The following is a 22,866-nucleotide window of genomic DNA, read 5'->3' as shown; positions in this document are numbered from 1 at the left end:
ACTTATTTAAATAAAGAGGGGTTAAATTATTTTAATAGTATTGCTAATTGTTTTAATATTTTATATTATATCTTTGCATATTTAATTGGCTATTTTATTTTGAAAATCTTGTATATAATTTATTATTTTTATTTTATTTAATTTTAATTTATAAAGAATAAAAAATAGATTTTATTTTGTTTTTAAATAATTTATTAGATATTTTTTATTTATTTTTATATATTTAAAAATCATGTTTTGAAAAATAATAAATTTTAAAAAATAATAAATAATATGTAGTTTAGAATGATAAATATTATTTAGTTTAGAAATTAACATATAATTAGTTTAATCTTTAAAATCCAATATATAAAATATAAAAACATTTGATAGAGAATTTAGAAAAACAAATGAGAGATAAATATAATGAAACTAAATGAATATCAGTTGAAACTAATAAATAAACAATTAATGAGACTAAAAAAAGCTAACTACAAAAAAGATTTTTATAGAGATAAGTTTAAATATAGTAGATTAATTAAAACTCAGGAAGACTTTGAAAAATTACCTTTCACTGATAAAAATGATTTGAGGGAAGCTTATCCTCTTGGATTACAAACAGTTCCTGATGAAGAAGTTGTTAGGATTCATTCATCATCTGGAACAACTGGAACTCCTGTAATAATTCCTTATACTGCTCAAGATGTTGAAGATTGGACTATTATGTTTAAAAGATGTTATGAGATGGCTGGAGTTACTGATAAAGATATAATACATATTACTCCAGGTTATGGTTTATGGACTGCAGGTATTGGATTTCAAAGTGGTGCTGAAAGATTAGGGGCAATGAGTATACCTATGGGTCCAGGAAACACAGGTAAACAACTAAAAATGATGATAGATTTAAAATCCACTGTTCTTTGTGCAACTTCTTCTTATGCACTTCTTTTAGCTGAAGAAATATCTAAAAGAGATATTAATGATCAAATCCATCTTAAAAAAGGGATCATTGGTTCTGAAAGATGGGGAGAAAAAATGCGTAAGCGCATAGCTAATGAATTAGGAGTTGAACTTTATGATATTTATGGTTTAACTGAAATATATGGCCCTGGAATTGGAATTAGCTGTGAATACGAATCAGGAATGCACCTATGGGATGATTATCTCTATTTTGAAATCATTGATCCGAAAACAGGGGAAGTTCTCCCAGATGGAGAAGTGGGTGAGTTAGTAATAACTACTTTAAAAAAAGAAGGAGCTCCTCTTATAAGATACCGTACTCATGATTTAACTCGCATTATTCCTGGTGTTTGTGAGTGTGGTAGTAAATATCCAAGAATAGATATTTTAATTGGAAGAACTGATGATATGGTTAAAGTAAAAGGAGTAAATATTTTTCCTAGTCAAATTGACAATGTTTTAGCTAAAATTGATGGTGCTTCTAGTGAATATCAATTTATGATTGACCATTTAAATGAAAGAGATATCTGTACATTGTTTGTTGAGGTTAAAACTGATTTTAACAAATATGAATTAGAAAGAGAAATTCAAGAACAATTTAAAAATGATATAGGGATTAAAATTCAGGTCAAGCCAGTAAATATTGGAGATCTCCCTCGAAATGAGAAAAAATCAACTAGAATATTTGATAATAGATATTGATTTTTTAGATTTTTATGCTAATTTATCTGCAATATTTTTAAATTTATATAATTTTTACTAATAATTGTATAAATAGTTATATAAATAGTTATATAATTATAGGAGATTATTTATGATTGTAAACACAATATCTAAAAACTTAAATCTTTTTGATTGGCAAGTTGAAGAAGTTATAAATCTTATTAATAAAGGATATTCTATACCTTACATTGTTAGATACAAAAAGAAAGAAACAGGATCTCTTGATGATGAAACAGTGAGAAAACTTATTGAAAATTATAAACGTCTTAAAACTCTTGAAAAAGTAAAAAAAGAATTAATCAAAAGTATAAAAGAACAGAACAAGTTTTCAGATGAATTGGATAAAAAAATTTCCAATGCTAAAAATTTAAGAAATTTGAATGATATCAATAGACTTTTTTCTCCTAAAGATAGGACAAAAGGTGCAATAGCTAAAGAAAATGGGCTTGAAGATTTAGCTATGATTATTTTAGAACAGAAAATAGAAGCTCCTATCTTTGAGGTTGTTAAAGAATACTTGTCTAAAAACAATAATAATCCAAACAAATTAACTGTTGAAAAAGCTATTTTAGGCTCTATTGATATTATAACTGAAGTTATAGCTGATAATCCAGAATTTAGGCCATTGATTAGAAAAATCTCTTATGAAGATGGGGAGATTATAGTTAAAGCAACTGATAAAAATGCAGAGTCTCCTTATGAAATGTACTATGAACATAATGAAAAACTAATCGATATGGCTAATCATCGGATATTAGCTATTAATAGGGGAGAAGAAGAAGGTTTTCTAAAAGTCAAAATTAAAACCCCTGAAAATGAGATAATAAGTTATCTAAATAGGCATATATTAATCGATAAATCTAAAGATTATAGTGAAATTTATAATAAATTCACAAAAGATTTATTAAAAGAAGCTATTTTAAGTTCATATCGAGATTTAATAGCTCCTTCAATTGAAAAAGATATTAGGAATTGTTTAACTAAAAAAGCAATAAATAGCTCTATAAATACTTTCTCAAAAAATTTAGAGAATCTATTAATGAGAGGACCTATTAGAGATAAAATAGTTTTAGGATGGAATCCTTCTACATATTCTAGTTCTAAACTAGCTATCGTTGATGAAACTGGAGATGTATTAGCTACTGATCAAATTAATTTAATAGGGTCTCAAAATCATCTTGATGAAGCTAAAAATAAAGTTTTAAATTTAATAAATAAATATAATATAGATATTATAGCTTTAGGAAGTATTTATGATTCTAAAAAATTTGAAAACATAATATCGGATATTATAAAAAATACTGATGTTAAATATGCTATTGTGAATCAAGCAGGTGCCTCTGATTATTCTAAAAGCATTTTTGGACTAATGGAATTACCTGATTTTGAAAATCAATATAGGGTAGCTATTTCAATAGCTAGACGATTACAAGATCCTTTGTCAGAATTTGTTAAAGTTGATCCTAAATCTATTGGTATTGGTCAATATCAACATGATATTGATGAAAAATATTTAACTGAATCTTTAAAAAATGTTATTGAAAAAGTTGTTAATGATGTTGGTGTTGATGTAAATTCTGCATCTATATCTCTTTTGGTTTATGTTTCTGGTTTAGATTCAGCTATTGCTAATAATGTTATAAAATATAGGGAAGAAAATGGTGTTTTCACTAGTCGAAATGAGCTTTTAAAAGTTGAAGGAATTGATGATAATATTTTTGATCAATGTGCAGGTTTTTTAAAGGTTTTTTCATCGGATAATTTGTTAGATGTTACAAGAATTCATCCTAAATATTATGGGGCTACATTTAAAATATTAAAAGAATTAGGATGTAAAGTAGATGATATTTTTTCAGGAAATCTTTCATTTGATAATTTAAACCTTAAAAAATTAGCTAAACAGTTTGATATTGATGAAGGAACCTTAATGTATATTATTATTCAACTTAAATATCCTTTAAGAGATCCAAGAGACCAAAGATCACAGACTATATTAAGATCACATACTTTATCAATGGAAAAACTTAAAAAGGGCATGATTTTAGATGGTTCAGTAAGGAATGTGGTTGATTTTGGAGCTTTTGTTGATATTGGTGTTTATAATGATGGTTTAATTCATATTTCAAATATGGGGAATGGTAAATTTGTTAATCATCCAACTGACATTTTAAATGTTGGAGATATTCTGAAAGTTCAAATTATTGAGTTAGATATTGAAAGAAATAGGATTCAATTGACTATTGTGGATGATTGATTTTTAACTTTCTCTATTTTTTATTATTTAAATTTATAAACTATTGTTTTTATATAATAGACATAATAATACCACTTATACATATTAATATTATTATAATATAAACGATTTTTCCAATAATTTCGTTAAATTTATTAGTTTCATTAACTTCATTATTTTTCTTTTTTTTATCTTTTTCCATTTATATTTCCTTCATTTATATTTTTAAATATTTTATAATCTTTATAATCTTTATAATCTTTTTATTTCATTGAAATTCATAAAAAATCATAAATTTATTATTTAAATTTAATCATTTGCATCCAATTATTTGAATTTAATTATTTGAATTTAATTCAAGTGTAAAAAGCGAATACTTACTTTTTTTATTTTATTTATATTACTCTTTATATTTATAGATATATGTTTAATATGGAATATTTTGGAAATAGATAATTTTCATAGAAATAGAATTAATTATAAAATAATTCATAATTTAGTAGAATTATTTTAGTATTTATAAAAACCTCAAGAGTTTTAATTTTAATATTTATTAATAATTATTAATATTAATAATATTAATATTAATAATATTTCAATATAAATAATCTTATTAAATATTAAATCTAAATACTAACTTTAAATAATTAATAAAATGAATATAAATTTATTATTAATAATATAATATTTAAAATACATAATAAATACATAATATCTAAAAAATAGCAAAAAACAGCTTATTATTAATAATAACATTTAAAATATATAATTTTGATATCTAATATCTAATATCTAATATCTAATATCTAATATCTAATATCTAATATCTAATATCTAATATCTAATATCTAATATCTAATATCTAATATCTAATATCTAATATCTATTTATCTAATATTTAATATTTAGTATTTAATTTCTATTTATTTATCTATTCTGATATCTATTTAGGTCTTATATCTATTTAGAATATCTTAAATTGTAGGAGATTATAATTTAATGATTACTAGAACTTTATCAAACGAATTAAATATCAAAGAATGGCAAACTGAAGCTACTATAAAACTTATAGATGAAGGAAATACAATACCCTTTATAGCTAGATATCGTAAAGAAGCTACTGGTTCTCTTGATGATGAAATACTAAGAAAATTTGGAGAAAGATTAGCATACTTAAGAAATCTTCAGGAAAAAAAAGAAAAGGTTCTTAAATCAATAGAAGAGCAAGGAAAACTAACTACTGATTTAAAAGAATCTATAAAAAAAGCAGATACTTTAGTCGAAGTAGAAGATATTTATCGCCCATTTAAGCCTAAAAAAAGAACTAGGGCTACAATAGCTAAAGAAAAAGGTCTTGAAAGTTTAGCTAATATAATTTTAGAGCAAAAAACAGAAGTTTCAATTCATGAAATAGCTAAAAAGTATTTATCAGAAGAAAAAGAAGTTTTTACAATTGAAGAAGCTATTCAAGGAGCAAAAGATATAATAGCTGAGATTATTTCTGATAATGCTGATTTTAGAAAGTCTATTAGAGAAGTTACATTTAAAACTGGTGATTTATCAATTGAAGCTAAAGATAAAGAAAAATCTTCTGAATATGAAATGTACTATGAATATAATGAAAAAATAAATAATATAGCTATTCATAGGATTTTAGCTATTAATCGTGGAGAAAAAGAAAAACTATTAAAAATTAAAATCAATGCTCCAGTTGATGATATTATAGAATACTTAAATAGACGCATGCTCATTGATCATTCTAATGATAATTTTGAAAAAATAAAACCAGAGTATAATGAATATACTAAAGAATTAATTGAAGAAACTGTACTTGATTCATATAAAAGACTTATAGCACCATCAATTGAAAGGGAAATTAGAACTTCTTTAACAGAAACAGCTGAAGAAAAATCCATCTTAGTATTTTCAAAAAACCTTGAACAGTTACTTATGCAAGGACCAATTCAAAATAAGGTTGTATTAGGATGGGATCCAGCATTCAGAACAGGATGTAAGTTATCTGTAGTAGATGGATTTGGGAAAGTATTAACTACTGATATAATATATCCAACTGAACCTCAAAATAAAGTTGTTGAGTCTAAAAAGAGAGTTTTAGAGCTTATTCGTGAATATAATATTGATATCATAGCTTTAGGAAATGGAACAGCATCAAGAGAATCTGAAGAAATAATTATAGACATAATAAAAGGAACCGATGTTCAATATGTAATTGTAAATGAAGCAGGAGCATCAGTTTATTCAGCAAGCAAATTAGCTACAGAAGAATTTCCAGATTTTAATGTTGGGGAGCGTAGTGCAGTTTCAATAGCAAGACGTTTACAAGATCCCCTTGCAGAGCTAGTAAAAATCGATCCTAAATCTATTGGAGTAGGACAATATCAACATGATATGAATCAGAAAAAATTGGGAGAATCATTAAAAAGTGTAGTAGAAAAAGCAGTTAATAATGTAGGAGTAGATTTAAATACTGCATCAATTGCTCTTCTTCAATATGTTTCAGGAATAAGCTCTACTATAGCTAAAAATATAATTAAGTATCGTGAAGAGGAAGGAGCTTTTAAAAGTAGAAAAAAACTCCTTAAAGTATCTAAACTAGGTCCAAAAGCATTTGAACAATCTGCAGGATTTTTAAAGGTCTATGGATCAAAAAATCTACTTGATATTACAACAGTTCACCCAGAATCATATAAAGCCACTGAAAAGCTAATTAAGAATTTAGGATACAATTTAAATGACTTTAAAGCTACTCATGAAGACCTTAAAAAGATTCATTTTGAAAAATTAAATAATCTAACTAGTAATGATTTTAAGGATTTAGCTAATGAATTAGATATCGGTGAAGTAACCCTTATTGATATAATAAATGAACTTAAAAAACCAGGAAGAGATCCAAGAGACAACATGCCTCAACCTATACTTAGAAAAGATGCTCTTGAAATAGAAGACCTTGAAGAAGGAATGGCTCTTGAGGGAACAGTAAGAAATGTGGTGGATTTTGGTGCTTTTGTAGATATTGGAGTTCATCAAGATGGTTTAGTACATATCTCACAATTAGTTGAAAATAAATTTGTTAATCATCCCCTCGATATTGTAAGTGTTGGAGATATAGTTGAAGTAAAAGTAACAGATGTTGATGTTGAAAGAAGAAGAATTCAGCTAAGTATGATAATTTAAAATGAATTTTAGTTAATAATAACTTTTAGCAACTGATTATGGAATGATTAAAGACAAAATATTCAAGATTTAGGAGAACTTTTTATGCTATACTTTGTAGGATTAGGATTATTCGATGAAAAAGATATTTCACTTAAAGGATTAAAAGCTTTAAAATCAGTAGAAATAGTTTATGCAGAGTTTTTTACATCTCATCTTTTTGGATCCAGTTTTAAAGCTATTGAAGAACTTATAGGAAAAGAAATAAAAGTATTAAATCGTCATGAAGTAGAAGAAGAAAATGTTTTTATGAAAGAAGCTATTAAAGGTCGAGATGTAGCTTTAATAACAGGTGGAGATCCTCTAATAGCTACCACCCATACAGATTTTTTAGTAGAAGCTAAAAAAAAGGGAATTGAAACAGAAGTAATTCATGGATCATCTATTTTATCATCAGCTCCTGGAATTTCTGGGCTGCAGGCTTATAAATTTGGAAAAGTTACAACAATCCCATTCCCAGATGAAAACTTTTTCCCACAATCTCCTTATATGGCAATAGCTAATAATTTACTAAATGATGCTCACACTCTTGTTTTACTTGATATTCAAGCACATAAAAATAGATATATGACTGTAAATCAAGGACTTGAATATTTAATGAAAGTTAAAGATGATTTAATTTCCAATGGTAAAGATAATGAAGCTATTATTGATGAAAATACCTTAGCTATAGGAATAGCTAGAGTAGGCTCAAAAGATGTTGTTGTTAGAGCAGATAAAATTGGTGAATTGATTGATTTTGATTTTGGAGGACCATTGCATTGTATAGCTATTCCATCTAAACTGCATATAGTTGAAGCAGAGTATTTGGTAGAAGTTTGTGGGGCTCCTCGTGAGATTTTAGATGAAATTTAGTTTTAAGATGTGTTTTATTATATAAGATTACATATTCACAAATTCTATATCACTTAATAATATTTATAAATAAATTCTATATTTTTGTCATATCATAATTTTGAAATTCAAAAAATTAGTATATCCAATTGAGATGAGTATTATAATAACTATTTTTAAGCATATTTGAGGATGACTCATAATTACAAATTCAATGAACAAAAGTCTAAATTTAGAAATATTTTTGAACAAAATATTATATAATAAAATTTTTTAAAAATTATTCATTTTAGTATATATACTAATTGAACAAAAATAATTGTGAGTCGACCTCTATTTATATAAAAAAATGCGATTTGCTCAAAATCATATAGAAAAAAATATAAGCTAAACAAAATAGACGAAAATATATGATAAAAGGGTGATATGATGGGCAATGAAACAACCAGTATTTTTTGTTCTAAATGTGGGATAAAAATTAAAAATAGAGAAAATAAATTCTGTTCCTATTGTGGAAATGAATTGAATATTTCAAAAGAAAAAGTAGCTGAAGAAAAGAACATCAATGATGATAAAGATATGCATCAAAACAATGTTGTAGTTAGATATGACAAAAATCCTTCTGTAGCAGCAATTTTGACATTCTTTCTTTTTTGTTTGGGGCAATTTTATAATGGACAAATACTGAAAGGTATAACATTTGTGGTAATATTAATCATTTTAATATATATCAACATAATTTTAGCTCTGTTATTCCTTATTTATGCAACATATGATGCATATAAAAATGCAAAATACATAAAAGAGAATCATGGAAATTATTTTTATAATGAGGGGATATAATGGGAATTAAAGAACTAAGGGAAAAATTCCATGATCAAGATAAAAATTTTAGTTCACATTTCCATAGTACTGATCAAAATGGGGTTAAGAAACCTTCATGGGGAAAAATTATTATTGCATGGCTTATAACGATTATAGCTATGTCAATTATTGTTGGTTCTATTTCTAGTGCAATATTTTATGAACCAGAAACAAATTTATATTTGAATTCAGTTGATGCTACTATTGGTGCTAATGAAACAGATTATGTAATTAGTGGAAATACTGACATAAATTCGACAGTGCACTTGTCTTCTAATGAACTTAATTTAAATAATGTTTCTGTTGATGTAGATCCTAATGGTAATTTTAAATATAAGATTAATATACCTCAAAATGTTACAGAGGTTAATATTGCTGTAAGTTCTATAGTCACTGGAAAATTAGAAAATAGTACTAATGTCTATATAGACAGACCAACTACTTACTTATCTTTAGATAATATAAATTTCACGGATAATGATACTTATTTGACAGTTTCTGGTAAAACTGATCCTAATGCTAATATAACTATTTTATCATCTGATTTAAACATTGAAAATATAAGATTAATTGCAGATAATAATGGATTATTTAAATATCAATTGTCTATTCCAAATGATAAAAATGATTTTGAAATAAAAGCAGAATCTCAAGTTCTTGGTAAAAAGATAGGTATTGATTCATTATCAATTGTTAGAATATTAACCCCGGAACCAGAACCAACAGTTGAAACAAACACTTCAACTTATGCATCAGATAATTCAGATACATCAGCTGGAGGAGAAGTAATAATAACAAAATATGGGGAAAAATATCACAACCAGGTACATGGTAATATGAAACATATTGAGTATGTATCATTATCATATGCTAAACAACATTATGACCCATGTAAAATATGTTATTAATGCCCTATTTAATATTCATATAGTGAAATATAATAATTTAGAAGCATGAATAATCAAATTTATTATTATTTTGAATAAACTTTATTAAGTATTAAATGTAGACTTTAAAGTGATTTTTATGGATAAAGATATAATTAATAAAATCATTGAATTTAGAGATGAAAGAAACTGGAAACAATTTCACACTCCTGAAAATTTGGTTAAATCTATATCTATTGAATCAGCTGAATTACTCGAGTGTTTTCAATGGAATAATGATTTTAATAAAAAAGAAGTTACTGAAGAACTTGCAGATATATTAATCTATTGTATTTATCTCGCTGATGTATTAGATATTAATATTGATGATATTATTAATTATAAAATTGATTTAAATAATGAAAAATATCCTCTTGATAACTCTAAAGGAAATTCTAAAAAATATAATAAATTATAATAAGGTTTGTATTATGATTATCTATGACTCAACTAAAGAAGGATTCATGAAAGATGTTGAATCTGGAGAAATTGCAGATAGAATTTCAGACAGATGTCAAACACGTTTTGGAAAGCCAAGTCCGTCTGAATATAGGTCTTGGGAAAATTCAATGGAATATATGTATAAAGTATTGAATTATAATAACCTTCCAAATAATACTGGAGTAGCAATTGAATATAACATTCCTTTAACTTCTAAAAGAATAGATTTTATTTTAAGTGGTTGTAGTAGTAATCATAAAGCTGCTGTCATAATAGAATTAAAGCAATGGGAAAAAATTGAAAAAGTATCTGAAAAAGATGGCATCGTAAAAACTTATCTTGGAAGAGGAGTAAGAGAAACTACTCACCCATCTTACCAAGCATTGTCATATAAACATTTGATAGAAGACTTTATTGAATCAGTAGAAACAGAAAATATTGGTTTATATCCATGTGCATTTTTACATAATTATAAACTCACTCCTAATGATCCAATTAATGATACTGATGTGTATGGAGAATATGTTAAATATGCTCCAATATTTGGAAAAACAGATGTAGAAAAATTAAGATCATTTATTAGTCAATATATAAAATATGGAGATAATAGAGATATAATTTATCATATTCAAAATGGTAAAATTCGGCCTTCAAAGAGACTACAAGATACTTTATTAAATATGTTAAAAGGAAATAAAGAATTTATGATGATTGATGAACAAAAAATTGTTTATGAATCTGCTAAAAATATGGCTTTATCATCTCTAAAAGACAATAATAAAAAAGTTTTAGTTGTAAAAGGAGGTCCAGGAACTGGAAAATCTGTAGTAGCTATTAATCTATTAGTTGAGTTTATTAATAATAAAATGGTTTCCCAATACGTTACAAAAAATTCAGCTCCTCGAGATGTTTTCTTTAAAAAACTTAAAGGAGAATATACTCAAGAATATGTTAAAAATTTATTTAAATCATCTGGAACCTATATGAATTCTGAAAAAGATACTTTTGATTCTTTAGTTGTAGATGAAGCCCATAGATTAAATGAAAAAAGTGGATTCTATGGAAATCAAGGCGAACATCAAATTAAAGAGATAATAAACGCTTCTAAATGTTCAATTTTCTTTATTGATGAATATCAAAGAGTAACAATGAAAGACGTTGGTGATATTCAAACAATAAAACATTTTGCAAAAGAATTTAATGCAGAATATAAAGAAATGAAACTAGAATCACAATTCAGATGTAATGGATCAGATGGTTATCTTTCTTGGTTAAATAATGTATTGGAAATCGAAAAAACAGCTAATTTTGATTGGGAAGATAATTTTGATTATGAATTTAAAGTAGTAGATAGTCCTTTAGAATTAAAAGAGATAATATATAACAAAAACAAACGAAACAATAAATCAAGACTTCTTGCAGGATATTGTTGGAATTGGGATGGTAAAGGTAAAAATGATCCATATGTTCATGATATATCAATTCCGGAAAAAAACTTTGAAATGAGTTGGAATTTGAATAATGAGTTGTGGGCAATAGGGGAAACATCTATTGATCAAGTAGGATGCATTCATACATCTCAAGGTCTTGAATTTGATTATGTTGGAGTAATCATAGGAGAAGATATGAGATATGAAGATGGGGAAATAATAACTGATTTTTTTAAAAGAGCTAGAACAGATCAATCGTTAAAAGGGATCAAGACATTATATAAAAAAGAACCAGAAAAAGCTGTTAAAATAGCTGATGAAATTATAAAAAATACTTATAGGACTTTAATGACACGAGGAATGAAAGGTTGTTATATTTATTGTGTTGATGAAAATTTGCAAGATTATTTTAAGGGTAAACTAGCTTAAAACTAATAATTAGATAATAATTAATTATATAGTTTTCATGATTTTTAATAGTATTTTATTTAATATAAAATTTGTTAAATAATTAAATACTACTTAAAATTTATGATTATCAATTTAGATATAGGTTATTTTTAAATTTTTTATGCATTAAATTTTTTTTAGATTATTATGAACTGATAACTTTAAAATAAATACCTATTTAAGGAAATACCGAAATAACTAAATAAGGATAATTTCATAATATAACTATATAATAATCATATTAAACAGGTGTTTATAAATGTCTAAGAAAAAAACTAGCTTTACATTAAACATAGATTTATTAAAAGATTTAAAGATGAAAGCTGTTGAACTCGGAACTAGTCAAACTAAGTTGTTAGAAAAATTCATTAAACAAGGCTTAAAGGATAATAATGGAGATAATAGCTTAATTAAAGATGATGCTGGAATTATATTAATAGAAAGTATAAACCCTAATTTATTAAAAAAAATTAGTAAAATAGCTAAAAATGAAAAAATAAGTGAAGAAGAAGCTATAAATGAAATAATAGAAAAAGGAATTAATGCTAAGACAAAAAATAAAATACCTGAACATTTGATACTTAATAAAGATACTTATAATCCAGATCCTGAAAAAAGTAGAAAAATGATTGGTATAATTAAAACAGAAAAACCATTTGACACATCTAAAGCAATAAGAGAAATAAGAAATATGGAGTATTGATTATGATTTTTTTAGATGCTAACTTCTTAATTAATTTATATGTTGAAACAAATAATGAGCATGAAAGAGCTAATGAAATATATAATTTAATTGAGAATGAAGAAAAGATAATATCTAATCTTGTAATAATGGAAGTTATAACTGTTATGAACATTAAATTAAAGCTAGACCTAGATTTAATATCAGAAGTTTATGAAGAATTGAATATTGCTTATAAAGTTTTAAATGATACTAATTTTTATAATAAAGGATTTGATATACTTAAAAGGGAATTTAATAGAAATAAAGAAAAAATATCTTTATTTGACTGTGTATATGTGGCATTAATGAAAGATTTAGGTATTGAAAAGATAGCTACTTTTGATGATCATTTTGATAATATTGAGGGCATTGTTAAAATTTGTTGAGCTTATTTTTCTAATTATTATTAATGATTATCCTTATTTTCAATTTATTTATACTTTTAAAAGATTTTATAGGTTTTAAAAAGAGAATTTCATTTTTTAATCATGTTTATATTTGTTTTTACTCTATAATTTAAAAATATTTAATAATTATTTTATAATTTAAAATAGATGAATTCATGTTACTATTTTTTATCGTATATGTTTTTTAGACATATATTACTTTTCATATGCTTGGTATTTCTTTATATTAGTAAAAATTTAAATTATATGTTAATGATTTTTATGATAAACTTAGTTATAAAAGTTATATCGGTATAAAGAAGCAATTATATATGAAGATTGGTTTGATTTAATAGATTGATTATATTTAAATCATTAATAAAAACCAATTAAACAAAAAAAAACATTTGGGATAACATGGAATCTAAACAACTTTTAAAGAATTATTTTGGTTATGATTCATTCATTTCAGGTCAGGAAGATTTGATTAATTATATTTTATCAGGTAAAGATGTTTTAGGGATAATGCCAACTGGTTCTGGAAAATCTATTTGTTATCAATTGCCTGGGCTAATTTTTGATGGGCTTACTATTGTTGTATCTCCACTTATTTCTTTAATGAAAGATCAGGTGAATATTCTTAAGGCAAGTGGTATTGATGCTGCTTATATTAATTCTTCTTTATCTCCTAGTGAATATTATTCTGTAATAAATGATATCAATAGTGGAAAATATAAAATTATTTATATTGCTCCAGAAAGATTGGAATCAGAGGATTTTTTAGAAATTGTTGAAAAAAATAAGATAAGTATGGTTGCGGTTGATGAAGCACATTGTGTTTCTCAGTGGGGGCATGATTTTAGACCTTCTTATCTTAAAATCCGTGATTTTATATCTAAACTTGAAGGAACCCCTGTTATATCTGCTTTTACAGCAACTGCTACTGAAAATGTTAAAAAGGATATTGTTAAAAAAATTGGTCTTAAAGAAGCTGAAATTGTTAATACTGGTTATGATAGGGAAAACTTGTATTTTGAAGTTCGAAAACCTAAGAAAAAATTTCAAGAACTTCTTAAGATATTAGTGTCTGAAGAGGGCAGTTCTGGTATAATTTATTGTAATACTCGAAAAGCAGTAGAAGAAGTATATAGTAAATTGATTGACGATGGATATAATGTAACTCGTTATCATGCAGGTTTAGCTAAAAATGAACGTAATATTAATCAAGAAAAGTTTATTTTAGATGAAATGCCTATTATTGTAGCTACTAATGCTTTTGGAATGGGAATAGATAAATCTAATGTAAATTTTGTTATCCATTATAATATGCCAAAAAATTTAGAAAATTATTATCAAGAAGCTGGTAGGGCAGGAAGGGATGGTTCACCAGCTAAATGTATTTTACTTTATTCTCCTCAAGATGTGATGATAAATAAATTTTTAATAGAGAAAACAGCTGAATATGATTATAAAAATGATGAATTAAAAAAGAAAGTGATAAATCAAAATTTTCAATTATTAAATAAAATTCAAGAATATTGTACAACAAGGGACTGTTATAGACAATATATACTAAATTATTTTGGTGAAAATACAAATGGTTATTGTGGGAATTGTTTTAATTGTACTGGAGATTTTGATGAATTAGATGTTGAAGAGGAAACATTTCACATAATCTCAGCTATAAACTATATCAATAATCTTAATAAAAGCTTTGGAAAAGGAATAATAACTAATATTTTAAAAGGAAGCAATACTAAAAAAATAAGAGATTTAGGGCTTGATAAAAGTCCTGCTTTTAATAAATTAAATCATAAGTCTAAAGAAGAAATTGCTTTAATCATTGATTTTTTAGTTAATAAAAAATATCTTAGGATTTCTGGTAATAGGTATCCTGTAATTAAATTAGGAAAGAATTATGAAGATATTATTAATGGTTTAGTATCTCTAAATATGAAAATTTCAAAGGATGAATTGAATACATTTAAAGAAAAAACAAACAATGGTAAAAATAATTCAAAAATTGTTCCTAATATTGATAAAACTAATATTGATAAAAATTTGAATAAGATAGATAATAATAATATAAATAATGTTAAGATAAATAATGATAAGATAGATAAGAATAAAATAGATAAAAGTAAGACTGATAAAAATAAAATAGATAAATCTTCTCAGGGTAATCAAAATAATGATATTTTGTTTGAAAAGCTAAGAAAACTTAGATTAAAACTTGCAAGAGATAAAAATATTCCTCCTTTTATGATTTTTCATGATTCTACTTTAAAAAATATGTGTAATGAATTGCCTATTTCTAAAAGTGAATTCTTAGAGATTTCTGGTGTAGGTAAAAATAAGTTAAAAAACTATGGAGATTTATTTATTAATGTGATAAAAGAGTATATTGATAAATCCACCGGATCTCAAGAAAATACTTATAAATCTGGAATAAAGAAAGAATATAGCTTTAAAAAAATTAACTCAATTAATTCAGATAATTATGGACCTGAAAATCTATATAACAATATTAATGTAGAATATATAGATAATGAAGTAAAAAATAAATTAGAAGAATCAAAACCTCAGGATGACACTTTTTCTCCTATAGAATTTAATAATAAAGGAAAAATCACATTTAATAATAATTCTAATAAAGCTTTTAATAATATTATTGATAGTGATATTGGTACTGATAATATTAATGATGTTAATAGGGATATTGATAATAATATTGATTTTAATAGGGGTATTAATAATATTAATAATATTATTGATAGTAATGAGAGTATTGATAATATTATTACTAGTACTGATAATATTGGTGATGAAAAAGATAATTCAATTATTAGTGATTCAATTGATAATGGTTTGATGGAAAAAATTAAAAATTTTGTTTTGGAAAATGAAAGTAAAAATATTGAAAATCCTTTTAATTTAAGTTATGAAGATCTATTAGAAAAGAAAGTAGATTTGTTAAGTTTACTAAAAGATGGTGATAGATATTTACTCGCAATTAACCATCAGATTAAAGAAGAAGACATTAGAATAATGAAAATTTTTAATAATTTACCTAAGAAAGAAAAAGAGAAACATGGAAAGAATAAAGATACAATAAACGTATTTAAAGAATTTAATCTTAATGTGGAAGTTAAAGTAATAAAAGAAATGCAAAAATATGTCAATTTTTGTCATGGATTATGTCAAAAGAGAAATAAATTTAATTGACCAAACAATTAATATAAAATTAGGATTGTTTAAATTCAGAAAACAAATATTAATATTTATTAAGCAATTAGATTTAAACAATTACTATATAGATTTTTTAATTTACCTATTCAGCTATCCATCTGTTTACTATTCAGCTATTTAGCTATTCATCTGTTATTATTCAGTTATTTGCCTATTTAGCTATTATTATTTTTATTGTAAAGTTGAAATTAATATAAAAGATAAATTTATTTATTAAAATAACAAACAATTAATAAAACAATAAGTTAAAAATATAAATTATAATATTTAATTTAAAAAATAGATGAATTGATGATACTGTTTTTTTATTGTATATGTTTTATTTTAATATCTTAGGTTGAGAAGATAGTTGTGGGTATCATACACATATATTAAAAACTAATACATCAATTCATTTTCTACCTATTAGAGAGTATTTAGGTAGGTAAATTATGACATATATTGAACTGTATATATATTCACATCGTTACTTTATTCTTTTTAATATATAAATCTTTCGAAATATTTTTTATAATTATTAAAAAATCAAAGATTTCTTAATTTTATAAAAATAAAAATTTTTATAATTATAGAAAACTATACTTATTTTTAAAGTATCTTAGCTAATATTTTTAGTATTTAAAAAAAATAATTATCTAAAATGAGTTTTATCTATAAATTTTATTATTAAAACCTTCTTTAAAAATAGATGGGTTGATGATTAATTATTATATGCATATGTGTTTTTAACAGTGTTTGTTTTTATATCCTAGGTTGAGAAGATAATTATGGGTAACAGACATTTGCATTAATTAAACATCAACTCATAGTTCTACCTATTAGAGAGTATTTAGGCAGCTGAATCATGACATATATTGAACTGTATATATGTTCACATCGTTACTTTATTCTTTTTAATATATAAATCTTTCGAAATTTTTCTAAAAAAGTATATGATTTATAGCTAATGACTTTTAACTGTTCATTATCTATAAATCCAAATTATATATTTTATAGTATTTTCTATTTTTAATTAAAAAAACTAGTAATAAGGGCTTTTATATCTCCGTTTGCATTATCTCCAGACCAACTTATAGCTACAGTACTATTTTTAATCTTGAAAAATGCTTTTGATGTTCCCTTATCACTAAATATTTCTACTTCATGTCCATTAATATCTAAAACAGTCATAATTGCTGAGTCTGAATCCATAAATTTGTTTAAATCATTAGTCCAATTTGTACTGTTGATGATGATACTCAAATCTTCAGATTTATAGCTATTTCCTGTATTTACTCCATCAATTATATTTCCACTTTGGATCGTTCCTTTTTCATATTTTGGAGGAATTTTAAATGTTATTCCAGATAAATTTTTGACTTCCCAATCACTACTATCACTAGTTTGATTATTATCAAAAATTCCAAGTGTAAATGCCCCTACTAAAGCTATTATAGCTATTATAACAACTATAATTATAGCTAAATATTTATTTTTCATTTAAACACCTTTATATTTATATTACTGTTATGTTTACATTTATATATTCATATTTACTATTATGCTTACATTTATTATTTATTTTTAAAATTTCGATATTAAAATTATTAATATAAGCTAATATTAAAGCTAATATTAATATATTTAGTATTTAGTATCAATATAATCTATTAAATTAATATAATTTAATAAATTACAATATTATTAAGTATATAATTGAATTAAACTAATATAATTGAGTATTTTCTTGTAAATAATCTTGATGATATTTATCTAGAATTCTAAGTGCAGATGCATTTTGTGGACTTGTAACTCCTCTTTCTTCAATGAGGTTTCTAAGAGCCTTATTTTTCATATGTTCTCTTACTTCACTTGTTACAAAGTCAAGAGTCTTCTTGTTACATTCAGTTATCTGTTTTTGATTCATTTCAGATAGTTTATAGACTTCTAAATCATAATTTTTAGTCGGAGTTGTTAATACATTTAAATAGCTATAATATTCATCTGATCCACTTAAGAATCCATCTATTCCCATATAGGAAAGCAGGGGTATGAATGAACATTCTGCAAATGTAAATATGAGGTAAGTGTTTGGTTTAAGGTTTTTTCTAAGTTCTACTATTAAGTTAACAAGGTCTCGGGGATGTAATAACAAGTCATCTCCATTAGCTATTATGAGTCCATTGTATCCAAGCTCTTCAAGTTTTTTTCCACATTCAATTCTTAAATCAACATATTTTGAGCCTTGAATAACAGCTATCCTAGAGTTGGGATTTTCATTTTTCTCATTTTTAGCTTTCTCGATAGTTCTTCTAACTCCCCATTCAGCTATTTCTCTTTCAATATTATATGCTGTTTGTTCATCATCAGCTAATATATTTTTGATCTCTTTTTCATCGAATATTGCTGGTGTTTGGATTTCTCCAAGTTTTCCAAGTCTTCCTGGTCCATCATGACTTTTTATTTCAAATTTTTCTACCATTTGTTATCCCTTTATAATCTCTTTATGAGAATATTTTTTATAATAAATTCTTGTTATAATGAATAATTCTTTTAATATAACAATTTATTGTTTAATAATTTTTAATATTAGTAATTTATGTATTATGTAATTTTAGGTATTATGTAATATGATATATAATAAAATTATAATTTTAGATTATAATATTATAATTTTAGATTTTATTAATAAAGAGATTTTATCAATGAAATATAAAAAATAAAAAAACTGTTGCCTTTTGGGTTACACTTTAGAAATTTTTAGTAACCTTTATATATAGAGTTTTTCTAATTATAATTAAGGATTTAAGAAATGTATTAAATACTTTTCAATGATTTTCCAAGGTGTGTTTTAAATGTCTGTTTTCAAACGTCTAAAGGCTCTATTTACAGGGTCAAACAATGATGTAGTTGAGAATAATTCTGAAGATAAGGTATTGGATCGGAAAAAATCAGGTGAACCATCTGATTTGAGACCTGAACAGACAAACTCAAATACAAAAGAAGAAAAAGAAGCTTTATCTTCTACAAATAAAAATTCTCAAGATGTTTCTAAAAAAGCTAATTATACTAAATCTACTGAAACTGAAAATATTAAAATTGAAGTAGTTGAGGTAGAAAATCCAACAATAACTTCTAAAAATAAATCTAAAAATAAACCTTCTGAAACTAAAGAAAAAATTGAAGAAAAGGTTGAAGGGGTCAAAGAAGATATTAAAGAAGTTGCTGATGAAGTTAAAAATAGTATTGAAGATACTATTGAGAAAGCTGATAAAGTTAAATCTGTAGATGAAAAAGCTGATGATTCTGAAGATGAAGATACTGAAGATCATTCAGATAATGATTCTAAGAATAAAGAAGAAAAGAGAGATACTATGACTCTATTAAATGAAGAAGAAAAATTAACATTAGGAAATGTTGATCCAGAATTTACTCAAATATTTAAAGATGCTGGAATTGACTCTGTAGAAATTTGTTTCCAATGTGGAACTTGTACTGGTGGATGTCCTTCTGGAAGAAGAACTCCATACAGAGTAAGACAATTAGTACGAAAATGTCTTATGGGATTAAAAGATGAAGTAATTTCTGATGATTCCTTATGGATGTGTAGTACTTGTTATACTTGCCAAGAAAGATGTCCTCGTGAAATCAAAATTGTAGAAATAGTCAAAATGGCAAGAAATGTTGCTGCACAAAACGGATTTATGGCTCCTGCACACAAGGCTACTGGTTCTTTTGTTATAAAAACTGGTCATGGTGTACCAATTAATGATGCAACCAAAGAACTTAGAAAAAGAGTTGGACTTGATGAATTACCACCAACTACTCACTCCCACCCAGAAGCTTTAGAAGAAGTACAAAAAATCTGTGAAATTACTGGATTCGATGACTTAATTGGATTCAACAAAGCTACTGGAGAGCTTGAATAAATTTTTTACTGGAGGAATAATAATGGAAATCGCATATTTCTTAGGTTGTATTATGAACAACCGTTATCCTGGTATTGAAAAAGCAACAAGAATTTTATTTGATAAACTTGATATAGAACTCAATGATATGGCTGGAGCTTCCTGTTGTCCTGCTCCTGGTGTATTTGGTTCTTTTGATAAAAAAACATGGGCTTCTATCGCTGCTCGTAATATTACTATTGCAGAAGATATGGGCTATGACATAATGACTGAATGTAATGGATGTTTCGGATCTTTATTTGAAACTAACCATATGCTAAAACATGATAATGAAATGAAAAATGAAATTAATGAAGTTTTAGCTGAAACTGGTAGGGAATATAAAGGTTCTATTGAAGTAAAACACCTTGCTCAAATTTTATACAATGATATTGGTGTTGACAAACTTTCTGAATTAGTAACCAACCCATTAGATTTAAATGTAGCTGTCCACTATGGATGCCACTTTTTAAGACCATCTGATGAGATTCAAATTGATAATGCAGAAAAACCAACTATTTTAGATGAATTAGTTGAATCTACTGGTGCTAAATCTGTACCTTACAAAGACAAAATGATGTGTTGTGGTGCAGGTGGAGGTCTTAGATCTAGAGATTTAGATGTAACTGCAAGCTTTACTAAAGAAAAACTTGATAATATGACTGCAGCAGGTGTAGATGCTATTGTAGATGTTTGTCCATTCTGTCACTTACAATTTGACGTAGGTCAAACTGAAGTAAACAAAATGTATAATACTGATTTTGGTATTCCTGTTTTCCATTTAGCTCAACTATTAGGATTAGCATTTGGATTAGGTGCTGATGAGTTAACTTTAGATTCTCATTTAATTGATTCTGCTCCAGCACTTGCAAAAATAGTTGCTAGTTCTGATAAAATTACTGGTGGAGAATAATTAATCAGTAATTTACTATTTTAGTGGTTTTTCCACTTTTTATTATTTTTTTTTTTAGTATTTTTTAGTATTTTTTTAGTATTTTTTTTTGTTTTTAATTTTGTTTTGTTTTTAATTATCATCTTATTTTTAGTTTTATAATCATACATTGTTTTGATTTATATGATTTTTTAATAATTATTTTATATTTTACCCATAATTTTTATTAATAATAGATTTATTTCACAAAAAATTATAAATCAACAACAAATCAATAATTTTTTATACTAGTTAAACCAATAGATATTAAATGAGTTATATATTGATTGATAGATTTTTAAAAGATTGAATGGTGATTATTAATGTTTATAGCGACATTGGGTGGAATATTTAAGTTTAAGGATATACCTGAGGAATATGGTCCTTATGTACAGTTTAAAGCTACAATTGAAAAAAGAGAAGTCAAAGATGATGATGAAATAGCTATATTGGATATTACTGGGACAGAAAGTCATCATGTTCTTTTTTTAGATTCTTATGATAATATTGAGCAGATTAAACATGAATTAGAAGATGCAGATGCGAAAGTTAATCATACTACTCTAAAGATAATAGAGGGACATTTAAGTTAATAAAAAGAATCAATTTTAATTTTTGATATTATTCTTTAAATTATTAATATTATTATTAATATTATTAATATTAATACTATTATTAATGCCATTATTAATACTATTAGTAATACTATTAATAATACTATTAGTAATACTAGTATTAATATGATTATTTAAATTATTATTTAGATTAAATATTATTAATTAAATATTATTATATAAATCAATTATATTATTATACAAATTATTTATATCATAAATTATTCATATTCAAATTAATTATATTACATTTAATATACTGTATTTAGCATTGGGATGATTTTTAGTGTTACCTATTGAACAAAATTGGTTAATTTTAGTCGAACTTCTTACTGACCTTAAAAAAAGAGGAATGGATATTCCTAGTTCTGTTAATAAAGATATAAGTCTTCTCAAGACGTCTATTAATTTCTATAAAAAAGACATGTCACATCCTGACATGATTAAAGAGTTTGATAAAGCTAATATTAAAATTACAGAGATTCAAGATAAACTTCTTGGATATGCTGAAGAAGTTAATGATGATTATTATAAGGATTGGATTGATAAATTAAGAAGAGCTAATCTAGGTGAAGAAATTTACAAACAGGCAGAGTCCTCTTCTAAATTTGTTGGAGGTGCTCCTCCAGGATTTTCCTCTGCAAAGATTCATCTTAAAAAACCAATATCTGAAGATCGTACTCAAGAAATAGCTGAATATTTTAATCTTATAATAGAATTTGAGGATGATATTACTATAGCTATTTATGGTGATTCTGAAAATATAAAAAAAGCATTAAAAGAGTTCGCTCCTTTTTTTAATGAATAACTTTATTTTATGATTATATAATTAATTTTCTATTATTTTTTCTTTATTTTTTTATTATTTTTTTATTATTTTTATTATTTTTATTTTTCTTTATTTTTTTTCTTTATTTTATTATTTTTTTATTATTTAATCATTTTTAGTTTATTATCTTTAT

At 24.8% G+C, this 22,866-nt stretch carries 18 protein-coding genes; 15 read left to right on the top strand and 3 right to left on the bottom strand.

Annotated features, from left to right (window positions below; all coding sequences use genetic code 11):
* Positions 1-405 precede the first annotated feature (405 nt).
* Both MBBAR_RS05180 and MBBAR_RS05175 read left to right on the top strand, forming a co-directional pair.
* Positions 406-1,641 carry a phenylacetate--CoA ligase family protein gene (locus MBBAR_RS05180; RefSeq protein WP_080460231.1) on the top strand — a complete coding sequence of 412 codons (1,236 nt, stop codon included), beginning with the start codon at positions 406-408 and terminating at the stop codon, positions 1,639-1,641.
* A 112-nt stretch (positions 1,642-1,753) separates the two neighbouring features.
* The gene (locus MBBAR_RS05175) at positions 1,754-3,916 is read left to right on the top strand and encodes a helix-hairpin-helix domain-containing protein (protein ID WP_080460230.1); all 2,163 of its coding nucleotides are present in this window, start codon (positions 1,754-1,756) and stop codon (positions 3,914-3,916) included.
* Between the two features lie 49 nt (positions 3,917-3,965).
* On the opposite strand, the gene MBBAR_RS10625 is transcribed toward MBBAR_RS05175, so the two are convergent.
* Positions 3,966-4,097, bottom strand: a complete 132-nt coding sequence (locus tag MBBAR_RS10625) for a hypothetical protein (RefSeq protein ID WP_263640905.1) — start codon at positions 4,095-4,097, stop codon at positions 3,966-3,968.
* 797 nt (positions 4,098-4,894) lie between these two features.
* Here MBBAR_RS10625 and MBBAR_RS05170 point away from each other — a divergent pair.
* From MBBAR_RS05170 to MBBAR_RS05130, 9 genes are all read left to right on the top strand, one after another.
* A complete protein-coding gene (locus MBBAR_RS05170) occupies positions 4,895-7,090 on the top strand; it encodes a Tex family protein (protein WP_080460229.1) in 2,196 nt (731 codons plus the stop codon).
* An 84-nt stretch (positions 7,091-7,174) separates the two neighbouring features.
* Positions 7,175-7,984 carry a diphthine synthase gene (gene dph5, locus MBBAR_RS05165; protein ID WP_080460228.1) on the top strand — a complete coding sequence of 270 codons (810 nt, stop codon included), beginning with the start codon at positions 7,175-7,177 and terminating at the stop codon, positions 7,982-7,984.
* Between the two features lie 408 nt (positions 7,985-8,392).
* The gene (locus MBBAR_RS05160; RefSeq protein WP_080460227.1) at positions 8,393-8,806 is read left to right on the top strand and encodes a zinc-ribbon domain-containing protein; all 414 of its coding nucleotides are present in this window, start codon (positions 8,393-8,395) and stop codon (positions 8,804-8,806) included.
* On the top strand, positions 8,806-9,735 hold the full coding sequence (locus MBBAR_RS05155; RefSeq protein WP_080460225.1) for a hypothetical protein: 930 nt from the start codon (positions 8,806-8,808) through the stop codon (positions 9,733-9,735). Before MBBAR_RS05160 ends, MBBAR_RS05155 begins: the two co-directional genes overlap by 1 nt.
* A gap of 118 nt (positions 9,736-9,853) precedes the next feature.
* Positions 9,854-10,171: a nucleotide pyrophosphohydrolase gene (locus tag MBBAR_RS05150; RefSeq protein WP_080460224.1), complete on the top strand. Its 318-nt coding sequence runs from the start codon at positions 9,854-9,856 to the stop codon at positions 10,169-10,171.
* 13 nt (positions 10,172-10,184) lie between these two features.
* Positions 10,185-12,053, top strand: a complete 1,869-nt coding sequence (locus MBBAR_RS05145) for a DUF2075 domain-containing protein (protein WP_080460255.1) — start codon at positions 10,185-10,187, stop codon at positions 12,051-12,053.
* Positions 12,054-12,333: 280 nt separating this feature from the next.
* Positions 12,334-12,777 (top strand): hypothetical protein, encoded by a 444-nt coding sequence (locus MBBAR_RS10225; RefSeq protein WP_080460223.1) that lies wholly within the window; start codon positions 12,334-12,336, stop codon positions 12,775-12,777.
* A 2-nt stretch (positions 12,778-12,779) separates the two neighbouring features.
* Positions 12,780-13,184 carry a type II toxin-antitoxin system VapC family toxin gene (locus MBBAR_RS05135; RefSeq protein ID WP_080460221.1) on the top strand — a complete coding sequence of 135 codons (405 nt, stop codon included), beginning with the start codon at positions 12,780-12,782 and terminating at the stop codon, positions 13,182-13,184.
* Between the two features lie 417 nt (positions 13,185-13,601).
* The gene (locus MBBAR_RS05130; protein WP_080460219.1) at positions 13,602-16,409 is read left to right on the top strand and encodes a RecQ family ATP-dependent DNA helicase; all 2,808 of its coding nucleotides are present in this window, start codon (positions 13,602-13,604) and stop codon (positions 16,407-16,409) included.
* A gap of 1,032 nt (positions 16,410-17,441) precedes the next feature.
* On the opposite strand, the gene MBBAR_RS05125 is transcribed toward MBBAR_RS05130, so the two are convergent.
* Both MBBAR_RS05125 and MBBAR_RS05120 read right to left on the bottom strand, forming a co-directional pair.
* The gene (locus MBBAR_RS05125) at positions 17,442-17,912 is read right to left on the bottom strand and encodes a hypothetical protein (RefSeq protein ID WP_080460218.1); all 471 of its coding nucleotides are present in this window, start codon (positions 17,910-17,912) and stop codon (positions 17,442-17,444) included.
* 226 nt (positions 17,913-18,138) lie between these two features.
* Positions 18,139-18,894, bottom strand: coding sequence for an archaeosine tRNA-ribosyltransferase (locus MBBAR_RS05120; RefSeq protein WP_158082532.1), 756 nt, complete (start codon positions 18,892-18,894; stop codon positions 18,139-18,141).
* 373 nt (positions 18,895-19,267) lie between these two features.
* On the opposite strand from MBBAR_RS05120, the gene hdrC reads away from it, so the two are divergent.
* From hdrC to MBBAR_RS05100, 4 genes are all read left to right on the top strand, one after another.
* Positions 19,268-20,341 (top strand): CoB--CoM heterodisulfide reductase subunit C, encoded by a 1,074-nt coding sequence (hdrC, locus tag MBBAR_RS05115; protein ID WP_080460216.1) that lies wholly within the window; start codon positions 19,268-19,270, stop codon positions 20,339-20,341.
* Positions 20,342-20,363: 22 nt separating this feature from the next.
* Positions 20,364-21,272 (top strand): CoB--CoM heterodisulfide reductase subunit B, encoded by a 909-nt coding sequence (hdrB, locus tag MBBAR_RS05110; RefSeq protein ID WP_080460254.1) that lies wholly within the window; start codon positions 20,364-20,366, stop codon positions 21,270-21,272.
* Between the two features lie 341 nt (positions 21,273-21,613).
* The gene (locus MBBAR_RS05105) at positions 21,614-21,883 is read left to right on the top strand and encodes a DUF749 domain-containing protein (RefSeq protein ID WP_080460214.1); all 270 of its coding nucleotides are present in this window, start codon (positions 21,614-21,616) and stop codon (positions 21,881-21,883) included.
* A gap of 307 nt (positions 21,884-22,190) precedes the next feature.
* Positions 22,191-22,712, top strand: coding sequence for a DUF2096 domain-containing protein (locus MBBAR_RS05100; RefSeq protein ID WP_080460213.1), 522 nt, complete (start codon positions 22,191-22,193; stop codon positions 22,710-22,712).
* Positions 22,713-22,866: the final 154 nt, after the last annotated feature.

Source organism: Methanobrevibacter arboriphilus JCM 13429 = DSM 1125 (assembly GCF_002072215.1).
GTDB classification, from domain to species: Archaea; Methanobacteriota; Methanobacteria; order Methanobacteriales; family Methanobacteriaceae; genus Methanobinarius; species Methanobinarius arboriphilicus.
Note: the sequence above shows the minus strand (reverse complement) of the source record. Positions and strands in the feature narration are given on the sequence as shown.